This is a genomic window from Streptomyces sp. Mut1 (assembly GCF_030719295.1).
Taxonomy (GTDB): Bacteria; Actinomycetota; Actinomycetes; order Streptomycetales; family Streptomycetaceae; genus Streptomyces; species Streptomyces castrisilvae.
Genome location: NZ_CP120997.1, coordinates 1 through 17,216 on the forward strand (window position 1 = coordinate 1; position 17,216 = coordinate 17,216).

The window sequence follows — 17,216 nt, forward strand, 5'->3', positions numbered from 1 at the left end:
CAGCCGATGTCTTCGATGATCTGATCCCAGATCACGTCGAGCTCGGCCAGGTCCTCGGCTAGCCAGGCGTCCACCGCGCGGTCCCATACGCCGCGGACGTTGATGCTGCGGCTAGCCACGTCGCGCCGGTGCCTGCGCTCGACCCCGGACTGGTCGACCGGGTTGATCTCCACCCGGGTGCTGCGGCCCTCGTTGTTCAGGCGGTGCTTGAGGTCGGTTGCCACGTTGCGGCGCCGCAGGTCCCAGTACACGGCGTCGAGCCAGTTGCGGTTGGCCTTGTTGGGGGTGCGTTCCTCGGCGAGCCAGGCGATCAGTGTGCGCGGGGAGACGTGGATCCCGGCGCGGTCCATGGCCTCGTATCTGGCGTCGGTCTTGGTGAGGTAGCGCAGGCGGGCGGCCAGGCCGCGGTCGCTGTCGTCAAAGATCCATGGTGCGCTGATACATCGGCAGGACGGTGCGCATGAGCTGTTCGCCGCGGGTGGTGATGGCCTCGAAGTCGCTGCGGGCCATGGCGGCGAAGTTGGTCGGGTACGAGGCGACCGCGCCGCGCGGAACGAGGTCGGCCGGCGGCGCGGGCAGGCGGTCGTCCTTCATTCCGAGATAGGCAAGGGCGAAACCGTCGATGCGTCCGCTCGCGGCCCACTCGTGCAGGCGGGCGCGGGTGGAGTCCTGGGCCTTGCGGTGGACGGTGGCGAAGGAGCGGCTGAGCCGCCCGAGCATGAAGTGCGGCGCCTTGACGGCGAGTTCGCCCATGCCTGCGTCGCAGGAGATGATGAACGGGACGTCGTAGACGTGCTGGGTGTAGTGCGGTGAGCGCCCCGGCTCGAAGACGGACAGCCCGAGGTTGTCGTAGACACCGCCGTCAGTAAGCAGCACGGTGTGCTGCTGGTGGTGTCCGTCGCGGTGCTGGAAGGTGAAGGTGCGTTCCAGGGCTGGTAGGAGGGCGGGGTAGGCGGCCGAGGCCGCGACGGCGGTGGCGACGCGGACGGGTTCGGTGATGGTGCCGTAGCGGGAGCAGCCGCTGCGGGTGCTCCCGAAGCGGACGGCGTTGGTGGTGGCCAGGTCGGTGGCGGTGAGGACGACGTCGAGGCCGGGGTGGGTGACGTCGGCCAGGGTGGTGGTGCCGAACGCCTTGTGGGCGACGACGGCGGCCAGGGCGTCGGTGCGGTTGGCGGGGCGCGCGACGCTGACATCGCGGTGGCGGGTGAGCAGCCCGCGGGTGCCTGCGCGGGCTACTGCGGTGAGGTTGCGGGCGGCCGCAGAGGGTTTGAATGCCTGGCGTGCAATGTCCAGTTGTAGGCCGGAGCGCAGCAGGTCGGTGGTGCGGGCGTCGAAGTCGGTGAACTCTTTCGGGCCGTAGGCCCATAGGGCGGCGAGGAGGGAGCCGCCTGAGATGCCGGAGACGACGCGGATGCGGTCAAGGAGGTCGCGGTCGTGCAGGGCGCGCAGGCAGCCGAGGTGGAAGGCGGCGGCGCGGGAGCCGCCGCCGGATAGGGCGAGGCCGATGGTGCGGGTCATGAGCGGGAGCCCTTGCGTGGGACGGGGACGGGACTGTGGGGGTGGGTGGAGTAGCCGCCGGGCCACCACTGCGCGGGGCCGAGGTGAGCGGGTGGTTGCGGCGGGGGCGGCTCGGCCGTGACCGAGGCGGTGCGGGCGGCGAGGTGGGCGTAGAGGTCGGGGCTGTCCCCGGTGGCGAGCCACTGGTTCCAGACGGGGGGTGGTCCTCCGGCGATGAGGACGAGGGCGCGGGCGGGGGCGTCGTCCAGCGGGAGGGTGAGGCTGGTCATGGCGGCGCGGTCGGTGGCGCTGGGCTGGGCAGCGGTGTGCGGGTGGGTGTGCCACATGCCCAGGAAGCGGCTGATGTTGCCGGTAGCCTTCCGGCGGGCGGTGAGGTGGCGGCCGACGCCGTCCAGGCCGTGTTGGAAGTAGGCCTCGGTCAGCAGGGAGTCGGGGGGCGGGCCGGTGGCCTCGTCGATGAAGATCACACCGATGGCATCGTCGACGGCGCCGAGCAGGGTGCCGCCGGTTTCCACGCGCGGGCCACGCACTCGGGCGCCGCGGCGGGCTTCCGCGCGCATCTCGGCCAGTGCGGCGGGGGTGATGCGCACGTCGTAACCGGTGGCCTCGTCCGTGGCGAGGGTGTCGTTGGGCCAGGTCAGCCAGCGCGGCCCGGACGGCTGGGTGCTGGTGGGGCCGGTGGGCATGCGGACGATGAGGACGGCCATGGTGTGCCGGTCGGCGGGTTCGGCCAGGGCGTGGAGGACGCCGGTCGCCAGTTGTCCGGCCAGTGCGGTGACGTCGGCGGCCGATCCGGTGAAGGTGGCGTCCGAGCAGCCGGGTTCGGGCTGGAAGAGCTCGGTCGGGGGTGTAGTGGGGAAGAAGTCGTCGATCAGGTCGTCGAAGGCGCGCGTGGCATCGGCGTGCGCGGCCAGCGCGGTACGCCGCAGAACGTCCGTGCCACCGCCGGTGGCACCGCGGGGTGAGATGGCGGCAATGCCGCGGGTGGCGTGGTGGCCGATCATCAGAGTGGCCAGGTGGGGCCAGGCGGCAGTGTCGGTGCGGCGGGCGCGTTCGAGGTGGGCGCGGACGATGCGGTTGGCGGTGCAGTCCCAGATCAAATCGAAGGTGTGCAGGTCGAGGGCGGACAGCCGAGTGGTGACGTTGCCGACGAAGGCTTCGACACGGGTGGCGTGGGGGTCGATCCGGTTGAGGCGGTCGGCCAGGACCCTCGCCTTGGAAAAGCCGATGTCGGCGTCCGTATAGGGCTGACGGGCCAGGATTCCGGGGTGGACGAGTCCATGGTCGACGACGGTGAGGTGCGCGGCTCCGGCGCGGGCGCACATGTCGGCGACGGGTGCTCCCAGGGCGCCCGCGCCCAGGACGAGGATGCGTTTGCCGCGCAGCCAGGCCGCGGGGCTGGCGTGATCGCGTCGGACCGTGACCTCGGGCCGGGCTTCATAGACGCGCATCCACCGGGTGCTCTGGCGATCGAGCCAGTCGGTGCCGAACCGGACGACCTCGTCGCCGAGTTCGGCCAGGTACGCATGCCCGCTAAAGGCAGTGTCGGCGGCCAGGCGCCCGACCTGATCGGCGAAGTCGGGCAGGTGCCAGGCCACCAGGTGCGTCCGGCGCGGCCCGTCGCCGGCGATACCCCGCGAGGGGGTGCCCAGCAGCAGGTGCACCGGCGCTGCTGGGGTGTCCTCGTCGTCCCCGCTCGACACGGTGGCGTCGGGGCACAGCAGGGTGCGGTTGTGGCCTGCGACGAATCCCGTCAGCCCCAGCAGCAGGCGCGGCGTGATGTGGTCGCGGGCCATGAACTCCACCAGCTCGCGCGCGGTGAGCGGGTATTCGAACGTCAGGTGCTTCGTGGTGACGACGACGGGGGCGAGGAAGGCGCGGGCGCCAGCCGGCAGCGCAGCGCTCTCCCGCAACTGTTCCAGGCTGTCGGGCCAGGGGTCCTCGACGGCGAGCCAGCCCACGACGTCGCATCTGATGTCGTTGACCTGGTGCAGTACGGCGGCGCCCAGCCACGGCCCGTCCGGTCGTGCGACGGGCGCGTCGTGGCGGATCACGAGGAGTCCCGCGGTGTGGTCGGTCAGGGCGTTCGGGGGGTGCAGGGGTTCGCCGGGCCGGTCCAGTTGTCCTGCGGCGGCCGCCTCGAACCAGTCCAGGAGGCGGGTGATGAACCCGTACATGCCGTCGGCCGGATCCCACTCGGTCGCCGTCGAGCGGTACAGGCACAGGTGGCGGCCCCAGTTGACGTGCGGGGTGCCGGCGAAGCGGGTATGCCGGGTCCGCACGCTGGGAGCCCTGAAGGGAAAGTCCGGGGGGATCCGCAGGGTGACCGCCTCGACGCTGCGCAGCCGCAGGCCGTCCTGGGTGCGCGGCAGGTTGGCGCAGCCGACGCTGACGCGGACCTCGACGTACCCGTCGGCTGTGGCGGCCACGTGGGTGGCCGCCACCGATCCTTGAGATGCCTGGACGATCCGGTGCAGTTGTTCGAGGGCGAGTTGCTGGCCCTCGGTGAGTTCCAGGGTGGTGCTGTCCTTCACGCGGCACCGAATCCGATCTGTACCGCGGGCTCGGCCTTGTCGCCCCTGGCCTGCTGCACACCGGCGCGCGCGGCGTCCGTACCTCGCGGGTGCGGCAGGCCGGCACCGGTGGCGAAGGCTGCGGCCGGGTAGCGGGAGGCACCCAGTGTGGCCAGTAGCCGGCGTCCCCCGCCTGCGGCCTCCAGCATCCGGGCCTTGTTCTCCAGGTCGGCGACGTCCACCAGTTCGAGGCCCAGGCCCGACTCCAGGGAGAAGACCACCGGACGGGGTTCCTCCTTGGAGGGGTACTCCCCCGTGCACAGCACCTCGTAGTCGGTGATCGATGCGTAGGCGTCCCGGGCCAGCAGGTGCGGCGGGTTGTTGCCCTTCTCGTCCTTCTCGCGGAAGGGCAACGAGCTGGCGATCACCCGGGCGTCCGGACTGGCATGCGCCTGGAGCAGGTCGAGAAGGTCCTGCTTGAGCTCCTCCTCGCCGTCCTCGCCCTCGGCGTACATGGCCTTCTTCGAGCAGTGGTGCGGGGAGAGCAGCACGTCCCATCCCACCCGGTCCGAGTTGCCTGCGGCTTCACTGTTCTCGAAGATCATCTTGATGATGGGGTAGGCGAGGTCGCCCAGGAACAGCAGTCGGCCGACTGTGCCGTCACTGGCCTTCAGCTGGACCTGCAGGGCCAAGGACGTGTCGTTGCGGTCGCCTGCGCAGTGGTCCTTGAACGGTGCGTGGACGAACGCCTCGAACCGGTCCGCGACGTCCTGGCCGTCGATCTTGGTGATCACGTCGCCGGGGAAGGTGAAGTACTCGTCGGGCAGTTCGGCGTAGGAGTGCAGTTCGCGGTCCTCGTCATAGCCGATGATGCGCACCCTGTCCCCGCTGTCCGGCTCCTTGCCGTCCTTGACAGCCTTGAGGGTGGCGTCCACGCGTCGCTCGACCTCGTCCTGGAAGCGCTGTGCGTCCTCGCACATGGGCTTGTCCTCGGACAATTCGCGCCACAGCCGAGGTGTCGCCCAGATCTCCCCGATCAGGATGGAGCTCTCCAGAAGGTCGCCGAAGCCGCAGCAGTGGTCCGAGTCGGCGTGGGTCAGGGCAAAAACCGCCAGGTAGGGCGTCGTGCCGTCGGGCTGCGGGAGGGTCTCCTCCAGGCGGTCAATGATGGCGGCGACCACCGCATCGTCCTCGTCGGCGGCCTTCATGTCCCGCAGGTCCACCTGCATGACCAGGTTGTCGCCGACCACGATCGTGGTGGAGTCCCCCGTGCCCACCGGCCAGAACACCACCCCCTGTCCGGGAAGTTCCGTCTCCACCATGTCGTACCTCTTCACTCGATGTTGATCAACTACCGGTAAAAGCAGACAAGTTCACTGCAAATCAGGTCTACCACGCGCCACTGACAACGCAGCCTCCATGAGGCAGCGCAGCGCCTTCCCCAGCCGCTGCTGGCGGCGTCGAGGTGTTAGGGCCGACCCGGTGTCTCTCCCAACCGCTCCGCTTAATGTGCTGGGCATCCGTTCTGAAAGCACCCGCCCGAGACTGCGAATACGAGACCGTGGCGGAGTGACCCATGACCTTGGCCTACTGCGGACCGCTCCCTTACCGAGGGAGACGACCTCGTCGCTGATCTGCCGCATCGCCAGCCGCTACGGACTGGAAGCGAAGGCGCTGCGGTCCAGTTGGCGCTGGCGCAACCACCAGCCCAAGCACGAGGGCGGGACCTGTCGGGCCGACGTCGAGGTGCTGCTGAATGCGGCTGGACGGCAGCTCCTGGCAGATCTGTGCGGCCTCGAGGAACACGTGCTGGCGCGGGCATTGCCGTCCTGGGGGCGGGAGGATGCCAGGCTGCCGGCCGCGGATGCAGGGGAGCCGGCGGCGGTGTGGCGGATCGGTGGTGCGGTTGCCGGGCCGGTGGCGTTCGGCTGTCGTCTGTGCACGGCCCGGCGTACGGGGACGGCTGGGCGGGCGGTGCTGTACGCCCCGCGGTGGGACCGTGTGTGTGTCCGGCACGGGCGGTGGCTCCTTGATGCGGATGCCGACCAGCCTCACGAGTATCTGGACGTGCGGCGTCTGCCGGAGGTGGTCGCGGCGCAGCGGCGGTGGGTGGGGGTGGCGCGGCGGGCGGTGCGGGCGGGGGCCGAGCCGGAGCGGGTGTTCGCGTTGGCGCAGGCGGTGGTGGCCCGCTGGTGGGAGCAGGCCCTGCAGTGGGAGCGGGAGAAGGTCTGGCCGCGGCGGTTGCGTCAGGCCGCGGGCGGTGATGCCGGGGGTGATCTGGAGTGGTGGCGGATCGTGGGGCGGGACGCGGTGGTCTTTCCCGAGGTGGTGGCCGTGGCCGATGTGTTGCTTGATCCGGCTATGGCCCGGCTGGTGTGGGTGGACAGCGGTGCCGGGCAGCCGCGAGTGCTGCCCGTCGATGGGTTGTTCTGCCGTCGGCTCGGTGAGCGTGTGGGCCGGGAGTGGCTGGGGCCGCTGGCTGCGGCGGACCATGGCGGTCCGCTGATCGCGTGGATGGGCAGCGTGATCCGGCTGCGCCGGGGGGCCGGTGGGCCCCCCGGATACGACAACGACCCCTGGTGGCTGCGCCGGGAGCATCAGCCGGTGACGATGGCGGGGCAGTTGCGGGTGCTGGGCAAGGAGAAAAGGGCGCCGGGCTCGGGGACGATGTGGCGGACGGTGGTGCCGGCCGAGCAGCGGATGCGGATCAGCAGTCTCCTCGGCAGTGCCGAGGAGCAGTTGCTGCAGCTGCGCGGCGTGCAAAGCGGGCCGACCGCCGAGGTCGCCCGGCAGCTGCTGCAAGGCCTCGGTCACAGTGCCGGTCTGGTCGAGGCGGCCTGGAAGCGGACCGCGGTGGCGGCAATGAACGGCGGGGTGCCGTTGGAGGAGGTGGCCCGGTGGGCGGATATGTCCCCCGGGACACTGAGGAGCATGCTGACGGCAGGCGGGCAGGAAGACGACGGCTGAGAGCAAGGTGGGACCGGGCGCATCGGCTATTAGCTGATACAGCACTCGTTTGTGGCAGAAACCCTGAAAACAGCGGCACCTGTCAGCGGGAGCGGCTTGGCTGACGCGGGTGATCAGCACAGGAGAGGCCGCCCGGCCCGGGGGCCGGGCGAGGCGAGCGGCCGTGGATCGTCGCAGTGGGTTCGAGGCGGTGTTCCTCGATCCGGTGGGGCAGCCGGTGCAGCAGCGGTGGGCGGATGCCGCCATGACCGTGGGATTCGAGGAGTTGCCGCCGGTGTCGGCGTTCCCGGTGATCCCGGGGCGCCGCTGGGGGCCGGGTCTGTGGTGGTCGGCGACCACCGGGCAGCACGTGGCGGCCGGGTCGAACGCGATGCGCACCCAGCTGATGGTCCTGGACCGCGACCCCGATGTGACCGGGTTCGCGGGGCGTCCGGTGCGGTTGCTGTGGCGCGAGGAGCGGGGCCGGGTGCGTTCCTGGGTACCGCAGCTGTTCGCCCGGTACCGCGACGGCACGGGTCTGCTGGCCGACTGCCCCAGCCACCCGGAGGCCGGCGGCGACCGCGCGGTGAAGGCCGCCGAAGAGGTGAGCGCGGCGTGTGAGGAGATCGGCTGGACCTACCGGCGTCTTGCGCCGCTCGACGACGTCCTGGCCGCCAATCTGAAGTGGCTGGCTGGCTACCGCCACCCCCGCAACGCGGGCCGCCCCGGCCTGACGCCCGCGGTGGTGGAGGCGTTCGCGCGGCCGCGGCCGCTGATCGAGGGCGTCGAAGCGGCCGGCGACCCGATCGAGGTCCTGCCGGCGGTCTTCCACGCCCTGTGGCACGGGCGGGCGACGGCAGACCTGGAGGCGCCACTGCATGAACGCGTCCTGGTCGGTCCTGCGGGCTGGAATGGCCCGGTCACGGCGGGAGGGGCCCGGTGACCGCGCGGCACAACGCCCGGCCATTGGTGAAGGTCGGGGCGCAGGTCCGGTTCCGCGGTGTGAAGTGGCAGGTCGTCGCCCTGTCCGGGCAGGTGATCCATCTCGTCGGCCCGGACGGCGGCGGTGAGGCGGTGCTCGCCGGGTACCTGTTCGCCGACCCCGGCTTCAGCGTCATCGGGGCCGATGTACCGCAGGCGGCCCCGCAGTGGGGGCTGTTCGAGACCGCCCCCGCCGCGGCGCGGGAGAAGGCCATGGCCTGGCAGCGGCACGTGAGAGAAATCGAATGCGGCCTTGCCGACGGGCCCGGCAGCGCTGGAGCGGTGCGGGAGCAGTACGACCCCGCACGGCACACGCTGGCCGAGCGGGAACAGGCCAAAGCCGAAGAGCTGACCGCGCTCGGCTTCAGCCGTGTCTCGCGCACCACGGTGCAGCGCATGCGCCTGGCCTACCGCAAACAGGGACTGTGGGGGCTCCTGGACCACCGCACCACCCGTGCCTCCAGCCCCACCGGGCGTTCCGACGAACGGGTCGTCGCCGCCGTCCGTGAAGCGCTGCGCCGCCGGCGCGGGCGCTCCAAAGGCACCATCAACGGCCTGTTCCCGCTCATCAACCAGATCCTCGAAGATCAGCATGGCCCCGGTACGGTGCCCGTGCCGTCCCAGGCCACGCTGTACCGGCTCGTCACCTCCCTCGCCCGCCCCGGCGAACTGCCCAGCGGTCCGGTCCGCCAGGTGCCCGCGAGTGTCGAGGGGCGGGCCTTCACCCCTGCCACGGCGCTGCGGCCGGGCGAGCAGGTCCAGATCGACACCACCCGCCTGGATGTCCTGGCCCTCTTCGACGACGGGCGCCTGGCCCGGCCCGAGCTGACCATCGCCGTCGACGTCGCCACCCGCGCCATCCTCGCCGCCGTGCTGTGCCCGAGCGCGACCAAAGCCGTCGACGCGGCCCTGCTGCTCGCGGAGATAGCCGTCCCGCACCCGGCCAGGCCAACCTGGCCAGACATCCTGCGCATGGGCCACGCCCGCGCACTCCCCCACCAGCGGCTGGCCACGCTGGACGAGCGGCTGGCCGGTGCGGCGGCCCGGCCGGTCGTCCTGCCCGAGACGATCGTCGTCGACCGGGGCAAGGTCTACGTCTCCCGGGCTTTCACCGCCGCCTGCGAAAGCCTCGGCATCAGCGTCCAGCCCGCCCCGCCCCGCGCCCCCACCGCGAAGGGCATCGTCGAGCGCACCTTCGGCTCCATCAACGCCCTGTTCTGCCAGCACCTGCCCGGCTACACCGGATCCAACGTCACCCGCCGCGGCCCCGACACCGAGAAAGACACCTGCTACAGCGTCACCCAGCTCCAGGACCTCCTCGATGAGTGGCTGGTGCACTACCACCACCGGCCCCACGAAGGGCTGCGCCACCCGATGATGCCCAGGAAGGCCCTTACCCCGAACGAGATGTGGGCCGCGCTCGTCGCCGTCGCCGGATACGTCCCCGTCCCGCTGACCGGGCGCGACTACCTCGAACTGCTCCCCGTGCGCTGGCAGGCCATCACCCCCGGCGGCATCACCATCCACCACCGCACCTACGACGCGGACCTCCTCGCCCCGCACCGCGGCCAGGCATCCCCCGTCGCCGGCCGCGGCGGGAAATGGGAGATCCACTACAACCCCCACGACGTGCGCCAGATCTGGGTCCGCCTTCCCGACGGCGAACTCACCGAGATCCCGTGGATCCACCGCGACCACGTCCACCGGCCCTTCGACGAACGCACTTGGCAGCACATCCGCACCCAGGCGGTTGACGGCAACCACGGTGACGCCGAGCAGTACGAAGCCGGCCTTGCCGATGCCCTCGACCAGCTCATGCGCCGCGTCCACAGCGGTCACGCCACCACAACGGAACGGGCACTCCTGGCCCGCACCGCTCACCTCTCTCTCCCCGCAGCCCGAGATGGGGGCCACGACACCGAAGCACCCACCGACAGCCCGGCGCAGCAAGCCACCGAAGGTAACGACGACAGCATCGACGACCTCGACGGCCTGCCCGACGACGACGTCAGCCCCGCCCCGGCCACCGGATTCGGGCTCTACAACGCACACGAGGAAGCCGACAAGTGGTGAACCCGAGCCCGCCAAACGCGAACAGCACATCAGGCGGTCCCGGCGACAGCGGCGAGGCCGAATTGTCCTGGCCGCTGACCACCTGGCAGGGCTGGCACCGCTTCGCCACCACCGACCCCGTCGCCCCTCCCCGGCCAGGTGACCCGCCCCGCAGCACAGAGGAACGCCTCGCCTACCACTCCAGCTTCGTCACCATCCGCACCCCCGCCATCCACACCCTGGCCACCCAGGTCCGCACCCTGATGATCCTCGGCCGCCACCAGCAGACCACCGCACGGCCCTCCCTCATCGTCACCGGACCCGCCGCAGCCGGGAAAACCACCGCGCTCCTGAACGTCGGGCGTACCTGCCACCTCGCCCACACCCGCAAAAACCCGCCACCACCCGGATCAGCGCACGCCGCGGTACCCGTCGCGTATGTTCTGGTCCCGCCCGGCGCCACCGCGAAAACCCTCATCACCGAATTCGCCCGCTACCTCGGCATCCCCGTGGCCACGCGCATGACCCAGACCCAGATCACCGAAGCCGTCTGCCACACCTACACCCAGGCCGGTGTCCAGCTGGTGATGATCGACGAGATCCACCGCCTCAACCCCCGCACCACCACCGGCGCCCAAACCGCCGACCTGATCAAAGACCTGAGCGAACGCCTTCCAGCGACGTTCGTCTACGCCGGCATCAACGTCACCGACACACCCCTGTTCACCGGCGTGAGAGGCGCCCAACTCGCCGGACGCGCCACCCTCGTCGACTGCGGCCCCCTCCCCGCCCGCCACGGCAAGCGTGAACCCTTCCGCGAGGTCATCACCGACATCGAGAACGCCCTCGACCTCCAGCAGCACAAACCCGGCACCCTCCCCCGCCAAGCCCCCTACCTCCACCAGCGCACCGCAGGCCGCATCGGATCCCTCACCCGACTCATCCGCCAAGCCGCCATCACCGCCATCAGCGACGGCACCGAACGCATCACCAAAACCACCCTCGACACCATCCGCCTCGACCACCTCGCCGAAACCCAACACCGCCCCCGCCGAGGCCGATAAGCCCACCGAGCAAACAGAACAGCCCTGACCAGCACAAACACCAACCGGGCCTTTACACGCCAGAACTACCTACAACACACCCAGCCCCACTCAGCACAGAACACATAACTCCAGCTCAGAAACCCCCACCCACCTGCCCGAGCCGCCAATTCCACCTCTCAGCGAAACAGCAACACCCCAGACCAGCTACCTCGCTTCACACCAACAAGCCCCCCTCCCAGCGTTACCCACCCAGCAGGCACTCGCCGCGATCGACCCCTGGTGGAACCCGCCCTGGCCCATCCTGTGGCAACGCACCTACCACCAAGCCCACACCCACCCCCGCCACCCAGCAGCCCGCCACTGGCTCGACCGACAACGCCGCGCCTGGCCCCTCCTCCACCCCCACCAACAGCACCTCCTGGTCAGCATCGGCATCGCCCCCAACCTGATTCGCTAACGCCCGTACCCGAGCCGAGGCCTGCCCCGACAATGAACAGATGGCCGACGCGCACTTCTTCAACGACGAGCCCTTCCTCGACCACGAGGAAGGACCTGACCTTCTCGGGCACGGACAGTACGCCCAGCATGTGATCAGCCTGCTGGACCGGGTACGAGCCCAGACCGAAACCGGAGTCCTCGCGCTGATCGGCCCCTGGGGCTCAGGCAAGTCCAGCGTCCTGGGCAAGGTGACACGCCGTCTACGGGAGACAGCCAACGATGACGGCTGGCTGGTCGCGGAACTCAACCCATGGCTGTACTCCGACCTGGAGTCGTTGACGCTGGCACTGTTCAGCGAGATCCGCGAAGCCCTCCCGAATGACGGACGGTGGTCCGAGGCGCGAGAGAAGATCGGCGGATTCGGCAAGGCCATCAGTCCTCTGGGGAAGGTCACCGCTCTCTTCGGCCTGGACTCGGAGGGACTGATCCAGGAGGTCAGCAACCGCATCAGCGGCGACACGAGCGCATCCGCCGCCAAACACAAAGCCGAGGACGCCCTGCGCAAAGCGGGCCACCCTGTCCTCGTCGTCATGGACGACCTGGACCGCCTCACCCCCGAAGAGCTCCTCGTCGTCTTCAAGCTGGTACGCCTGGTAGGCCACCTCCCAGGGGTGTACTACCTGATCAGCTTCGACGAACGGACCCTGCTGGACGTCCTGCAACGCAGTGAGCTGGTCGGCAACAGCGAGCCCCGCGCACGCGACTTCATGGAAAAGATCATCCAGGTCCGAATGGACCTTCCCGCGTTCCGCGAGCGCGACGCCGACACCCTGGTCAACCGCTCCCTCTCCGCAGTCCTCGCCTCGCACAGCCTGACCCTGACACCCAACGATCAGGAAAGGCTCTCCGAGGCCTACTACCGGTACCTACAGGCCCGGTTGCGTACCCCGCGGGCCATCAAGCGCTTCTTCGGCCAGGTGGACGCCACCCTCGGCCAGCTCACCGGCAACGTCGACATCGTCGACTTCCTGCTCGTCACCTTCCTGCGCACCAGCGAGCCCCGCGCCTACCAGTTGCTGTGGCAGCACCGAGCCGAACTCACCGGCACCAGCATGGACCTGCCCTCGCACCGCGACGAGCGGCCCGAACAGGGCATCGACCGCTGGCGCATCAGGCTGCAGAGCGCCGGCGTCGCCGAACAGCACCTGGACGGCGTGATCGGCCTGATGGGCATGCTGTTCGCACCAGTCCGGCAGGCTCTCGGCCATGGCATCAACCTTCAGGCCATCGCGCTGCGGCGCGGCATCGGCAGCATCGACTACTTCGACCGGTACATGGTCTTCGGCGTCCCCGACGACGACCTTCCCGAGCACACCCTCGACACCGCCCTGCAGCAACTGGCCGACAACACCCCAGGCACCGAAGCGGACGAATTGCTCCTGCGCCTGCGCGACGACACCCAGCGCATCACCCGCCGCATCGGTTACAAACGCGCCGCCGGCACTCCCCTACCGGCGGCCGCGCTCCTCAAAGCCGCAGCCCCGCAATACGGCCACCTCACCGCCGCCCCGCAAGGGGCTCTCGGCCTGTTCACCGCAGACCGCGCCATGGACTTCCTCGCAAAAGACCTCCTGACCGACCTTGCCGAGCCCGACCGGCCCGCGATCCTCAAGATCATGGCCGAGACCCCTGACGGAGCCGTGCTGGCTGCTCGCACTCTGCAACGCGTCACCGCCCGGAACGACTCCGACAGCCCAGACCACACACAGGCAGCAGCCACCCTCGACTGGATAGATGAGGCCCGCTCACTGATTAGCCACGAGATCGCACGGCACCTCGCCCCCTCCGCAAGCCGGTCCGTCGACGAACTCACCGAGCGGGAGATCACCCTCATCTGGGCATGGCGCCACACCAAACCCGAGGCCGCCCGGACCTGGATCAACCAGCGGCTCGACCAGGCATGGACCACGCTCGACCTCGTCGCCGTACTTCTCCCTCCCGACCGGGCATTGTTCCCCGTCATCAACCACGACACCCTGCAAAGCCTCGACGCGCTCATCGGCCTCGAAGCGCTGCACAACCACCTCGGCCCACTCCTCGACGCCCCCGCAACCAACCCCGACAACTCCCAGGACGAACACCGGACGCGCATCCTCCAGGCACTCCGCGAACACCGCGGCAACGCCCCGAGCAACGGCTGACCACCACCCGACCCACCTCCTGCGGCAAGACGGAGCAGCAAGCCGTGACAGACAGCCCTTTCGCCCCCGCGCCCGAACAATGGCAGCGCCTCTCCTCCGCCCGCCAGGCCTACACCGACGCTGTCAGTCCGTACTACGACGAGACACTGCAAGACGTGACCCACCGTGCGTGTGTCAGCGGGGACATCGGCAAAGCCGACATCGGAGCACTGCTGATGTGGAAACGGCTCAGAGCCGATACGCCCTGGGCCGCCGAACTCATGGCGCTCGCGGACGCCGACGTACGCCGCGTAACGGCCGCAGCCACGATCGCCGCCCGGGACACCACTCTCAGCCGCAGCTCGGCAGCACAAGCCGGCAGAGCAGCCCTGGCCTCGCTACCGGGTTTCCGCACCGGCGACGCCCTCGCCTCCGCCGTCCTCACAGCAGCCGCGCCAGACCGCATGGCCGTCTACGACCGGCGAGCCCACAGCGGGCTGCGCACCCTAGGCATCACCCTCAGCCACGCACCCGGCCGCTACAGCCGCTACATAGAAGCGATCGACCAGCTCCTGGCCTACGCTCCAGCCCCGATCCGCAACTGGACCGCACGAGACATGGACACCGCCCTGTACTGGCTCAACACGACCACATAACAACGCTCAACGAACCTGATCAACACGCAATGAGACTGACCCCACCTGACCAACAACCCCCGAACCTGACAAACCCGCAGCCCAGCTCCCGGCCCAAGGACTCCCGCTCTTCAACCCCCCTATCGTTCCACCCCGCACCACACCCCGGACCAAACTGATCAGCCCAGGCCGACCCACCACCCACTGATCAAAAAAACCGCCCCTGGACAACGCGCTACGGAAGCTCGGCATGGAGTGGGCGTGACACCGGTTGCCGTCGGTCGTTGAGCTGGGCGGTCAAGCGCAGAGTGCAGAGAGGCCCTGGGTGTGATCGCCCAGGGCCTCTTGGTGTCGATCGGGGGAGTCGCGAGTTCGCTGTTCAGATCTGTCCATTAGCCCCACAGGCGTTGGGAGGGTTTCACCATGAACATCGTTGAGAACGTCGCGTCTGGGCTCCTCGTCGCACTGGCTGTCTGGGGTGCCCGGCGGGTCCGGCTCGAATGGCGCCGTCGTCGCACCGCTCGCACTCGACGTAACCCCGCAGCCCGCTGACACAACGAATCCGCACGAGAGAAGGGCAAGGGCGACATGGGACGCCTCGGAGTTATCGAACGGCCGGATCTGCCATCCGGTGCTCGCCGAGATCTCAACCAGGAGCTTCACCTGTTGCATCGCCGGGCCGGGCTGCCCAGTGTCCGGGAGTTGGCCGAGGCGATCGGCAAGAGCCCCAGTGGGGTCCACAATGCGTTCCGGCTGGCGAAGGTGCCCGAACAGCGTCTGACGATGGCGATCGTCGACTGGCTGACTTTGCAGGTCCGCGACTGGGGGGTGGGCATCAGCCAGGCGACTGGTATCGAGAAGGCCCTCCGTCGGTTCGAACGGCTGTGGTATCAGGCCAAGCGCGAGGAGGAGGCGCTTGCCGCCCAGGGGGAGCCGCCTCGCATGTCCGACGCCACTCGGAGGCTGCTGTTCGCGCTCAGCCCGGAGTGCTCTATGTCCCACCCGACCCGGCAGCTCCCTCAGCCCCACGACATCGTCGCCCTGGAGGACCCCGCCGCGGGAAGGACCCCGGCGTTCCTCCGTAAGACCGGCCTGAGGCCGGAGGCCCCCAACCCCTGGCATCTGATCCACCTGTGCCGCAGCTGCCGGCGCCGCCGCGAAGCCGGTGAACTCACCGAAGCAGAACTCCGTGCGGCCCGCTTCGCTCTGGACCGGCGCCCGGGCGCGGCCCGGCACTACGCCGCCTACCACGACCAAGTGCTCCTCGGCGCCGAGGAGGCCATCGACATGAACGTCTTGGGGCGGGTCCAAGTGATCATCATGGCCGATCCGGAGGTGGCAGCACCCCCGTACACCCTCAATCATGGAGAGCTTGTGGTCGACCGCTCCCGCGGTTCCTTGGACTGGGGAGACCACCCGTGTGAAGACGAGCACTAGCTGTATTGCCCTGTGAGGTTGGGGACGCGGCTGGCGGGTGGTTGGCCTTTCAGCGCGGTGTGTCCGCGGTGGTGATTGTAGGTGTGCAGCCAGCTGGGGAAGGCGTCGCGTCGTTCCTGCTCTGAGTGGTAGGGGCGGACGTAGGCCCATTCGTCGAGCAGGGTGCGGTTGAGGCGTTCGACCTTGCCGTTGGTCTGTGGCCGGTAGGGCCGGGTTCGCTTGTGGGTGATCCCGGCCGCTGCCAGGAGGTCGCGCCAGGCGTGTGACTTGTAGCAGGCGCCGTTGTCGGTCAGGACCCGTTCGGCGGTGATCCCGTGGGCCGCGTAGAACGTCTGGGCGCGGGTCCGGAACGCGGTGGCGGTCTCCATTCTTCTCGTCCGTGTGGATCTCGCTGTAGGCGAGGCGGGAGTGGTCGTCGACGGCGGTGTGAATGTAGCTGTGGCCGGCGTTCGAGCGGGTCTTGCGGCCTGCTTGCCGGCCGAGGGCCTTGTGGCCGCCGCCGTCGGGGATGTTGCCGAGCTTCTTGATGTCGACGTGGACGAGTTCGCCCGGCCGGTCACGTTCGTAGCGGCGTATGACACGGCCGGTGGCCCGGTCCAGGTGGGTGAGGCGGGCCAGGCGGTAGCGGGTCAGGACGCGGTGGAGGGTGGAGGGCACCAGCCCGAGCAGGTGCGCGATGCGGGCCGGTCCCCACCGGCGCAGGACCCGGACCTTGATGATCCGGCGTTCGGTGCGGGTCGGGGTCCGCCGAGGGCTGGTGTGCGGACGGGAGTAGCGGTCGGTCATGCCGGCTTCGCCGGACCGGCGGTAGCGGTCGGCCCATCGCCGGGCCGTGGTCGGTGAGACCTGAAAGCGTTCGGCGGCCCGCCGCAGGGGCCAGTTGTCCTCGACGACGCAAGCGGGCCAGACGCAGACGGCCGGTCTCGGTCAGGGGTGCATTACGGTGGACCACGAGGGCCTTTCTGGTCGGTGCAGATGTCGCAATCCACACCGAACCCGGAAGGCCTTCACCCATTCAAGATCCCTCAGCCGAGACCTACCTCACCCGTCCACAACCTCCCAGGACAGAACACCTAGCGGTCCACCGCGTCCATGAACGGCGGTTTTCCACGCCTGAACTCGCAAGTTTCCCACCGCCGGAGTCAGACCATGCGTCGGTAGATCGAGGTCTCTTGGCACATGGGTGTCTCTGCCTTCGCGTACGGGTGGAGTGTCTCAGAGCTGCGGGTCGAGGCCGAACTGGTTCATCAGGTCGGTGAAGAGGTCGTGGGTGGCCTCATCCAGTGCCGTGTCGCTGGATGTCGGGGGCAGGACCGCGGTGACGGGCTGGATGCGGTGCGGGCGGCGGGCATAGGCGGGGATGCTCATGAAAGCCCCGCCATACTCGGAGACGACCGCTGTCAGGGGGGCGGATCCTGTGCTGGAGGCGATGGCCGCGGTTAGGTGCAGGGCGCTGTCCGTCCTGGCTCT

At 69.5% G+C, this 17,216-nt stretch carries 11 protein-coding genes and 2 pseudogenes; 7 read left to right on the top strand and 6 right to left on the bottom strand.

Translation table 11 applies throughout. The annotated features are described in order from the left end of the window. The 4 genes and pseudogenes from P8A18_RS00005 to mblB form a co-directional block, all read right to left on the bottom strand. Window positions 1-416, bottom strand: a pseudogene (locus P8A18_RS00005) (transcriptional regulator); the annotation flags it as partial. Window position 417: 1 nt separating this feature from the next. Further along, entirely contained in the window at window positions 418-1,518 is a 1,101-nt protein-coding gene (locus P8A18_RS00010) for a patatin-like phospholipase family protein (protein ID WP_306050414.1), read from the bottom strand. Further along, window positions 1,515-4,052, bottom strand: a complete 2,538-nt coding sequence (gene cap2-3 / locus P8A18_RS00015; RefSeq protein WP_306050417.1) for an anti-phage 6A-MBL system cap2_3 protein — start codon at window positions 4,050-4,052, stop codon at window positions 1,515-1,517. Before cap2-3 ends, P8A18_RS00010 begins: the two co-directional genes overlap by 4 nt. Beyond that, window positions 4,049-5,353, bottom strand: a complete 1,305-nt coding sequence (gene mblB / locus P8A18_RS00020; RefSeq protein ID WP_306050420.1) for an anti-phage 6A-MBL system MBL-fold protein — start codon at window positions 5,351-5,353, stop codon at window positions 4,049-4,051. The genes cap2-3 and mblB overlap by 4 nt, the downstream gene beginning before the upstream one ends. 247 nt (window positions 5,354-5,600) lie before the next feature. Between mblB and P8A18_RS00025 the strand changes: the two genes are divergently transcribed. The 7 genes from P8A18_RS00025 to P8A18_RS00055 all read left to right on the top strand — a co-directional run bounded on the left by P8A18_RS00025 (window position 5,601) and on the right by P8A18_RS00055 (window position 15,746). Further along, window positions 5,601-6,998: a TniQ family protein gene (locus P8A18_RS00025; RefSeq protein WP_306050423.1), complete on the top strand. Its 1,398-nt coding sequence runs from the start codon at window positions 5,601-5,603 to the stop codon at window positions 6,996-6,998. 163 nt (window positions 6,999-7,161) lie between these two features. After that, window positions 7,162-7,920 (top strand): TnsA-like heteromeric transposase endonuclease subunit, encoded by a 759-nt coding sequence (locus tag P8A18_RS00030; RefSeq protein WP_306050426.1) that lies wholly within the window; start codon window positions 7,162-7,164, stop codon window positions 7,918-7,920. Next, entirely contained in the window at window positions 7,917-10,031 is a 2,115-nt protein-coding gene (locus P8A18_RS00035) for a TnsB C-terminal domain-containing protein (RefSeq protein WP_306050429.1), read from the top strand. Before P8A18_RS00030 ends, P8A18_RS00035 begins: the two co-directional genes overlap by 4 nt. Before the next feature lie 74 nt (window positions 10,032-10,105). Beyond that, on the top strand, window positions 10,106-11,074 hold the full coding sequence (locus tag P8A18_RS00040) for a TniB family NTP-binding protein (RefSeq protein ID WP_371933747.1): 969 nt from the start codon (window positions 10,106-10,108) through the stop codon (window positions 11,072-11,074). 479 nt (window positions 11,075-11,553) lie between these two features. After that, window positions 11,554-13,695: a KAP family P-loop NTPase fold protein gene (locus P8A18_RS00045; RefSeq protein WP_306050434.1), complete on the top strand. Its 2,142-nt coding sequence runs from the start codon at window positions 11,554-11,556 to the stop codon at window positions 13,693-13,695. A 44-nt stretch (window positions 13,696-13,739) separates the two neighbouring features. Then, the gene (locus P8A18_RS00050) at window positions 13,740-14,330 is read left to right on the top strand and encodes a hypothetical protein (RefSeq protein WP_306050437.1); all 591 of its coding nucleotides are present in this window, start codon (window positions 13,740-13,742) and stop codon (window positions 14,328-14,330) included. Window positions 14,331-14,897: 567 nt separating this feature from the next. Continuing rightward, window positions 14,898-15,746, top strand: coding sequence for a ParB/RepB/Spo0J family partition protein (locus tag P8A18_RS00055; protein ID WP_306050440.1), 849 nt, complete (start codon window positions 14,898-14,900; stop codon window positions 15,744-15,746). Here P8A18_RS00055 and P8A18_RS00060 read toward each other — a convergent pair. Both P8A18_RS00060 and P8A18_RS00065 read right to left on the bottom strand, forming a co-directional pair. Further along, window positions 15,743-16,698, bottom strand: a pseudogene (locus P8A18_RS00060) (IS481 family transposase). The gene P8A18_RS00055 and the pseudogene P8A18_RS00060 overlap by 4 nt on opposite strands. 263 nt (window positions 16,699-16,961) lie before the next feature. Further along, on the bottom strand, window positions 16,962-17,114 hold the full coding sequence (locus P8A18_RS00065) for a hypothetical protein (RefSeq protein WP_306050443.1): 153 nt from the start codon (window positions 17,112-17,114) through the stop codon (window positions 16,962-16,964). Window positions 17,115-17,216 lie beyond the last annotated feature (102 nt).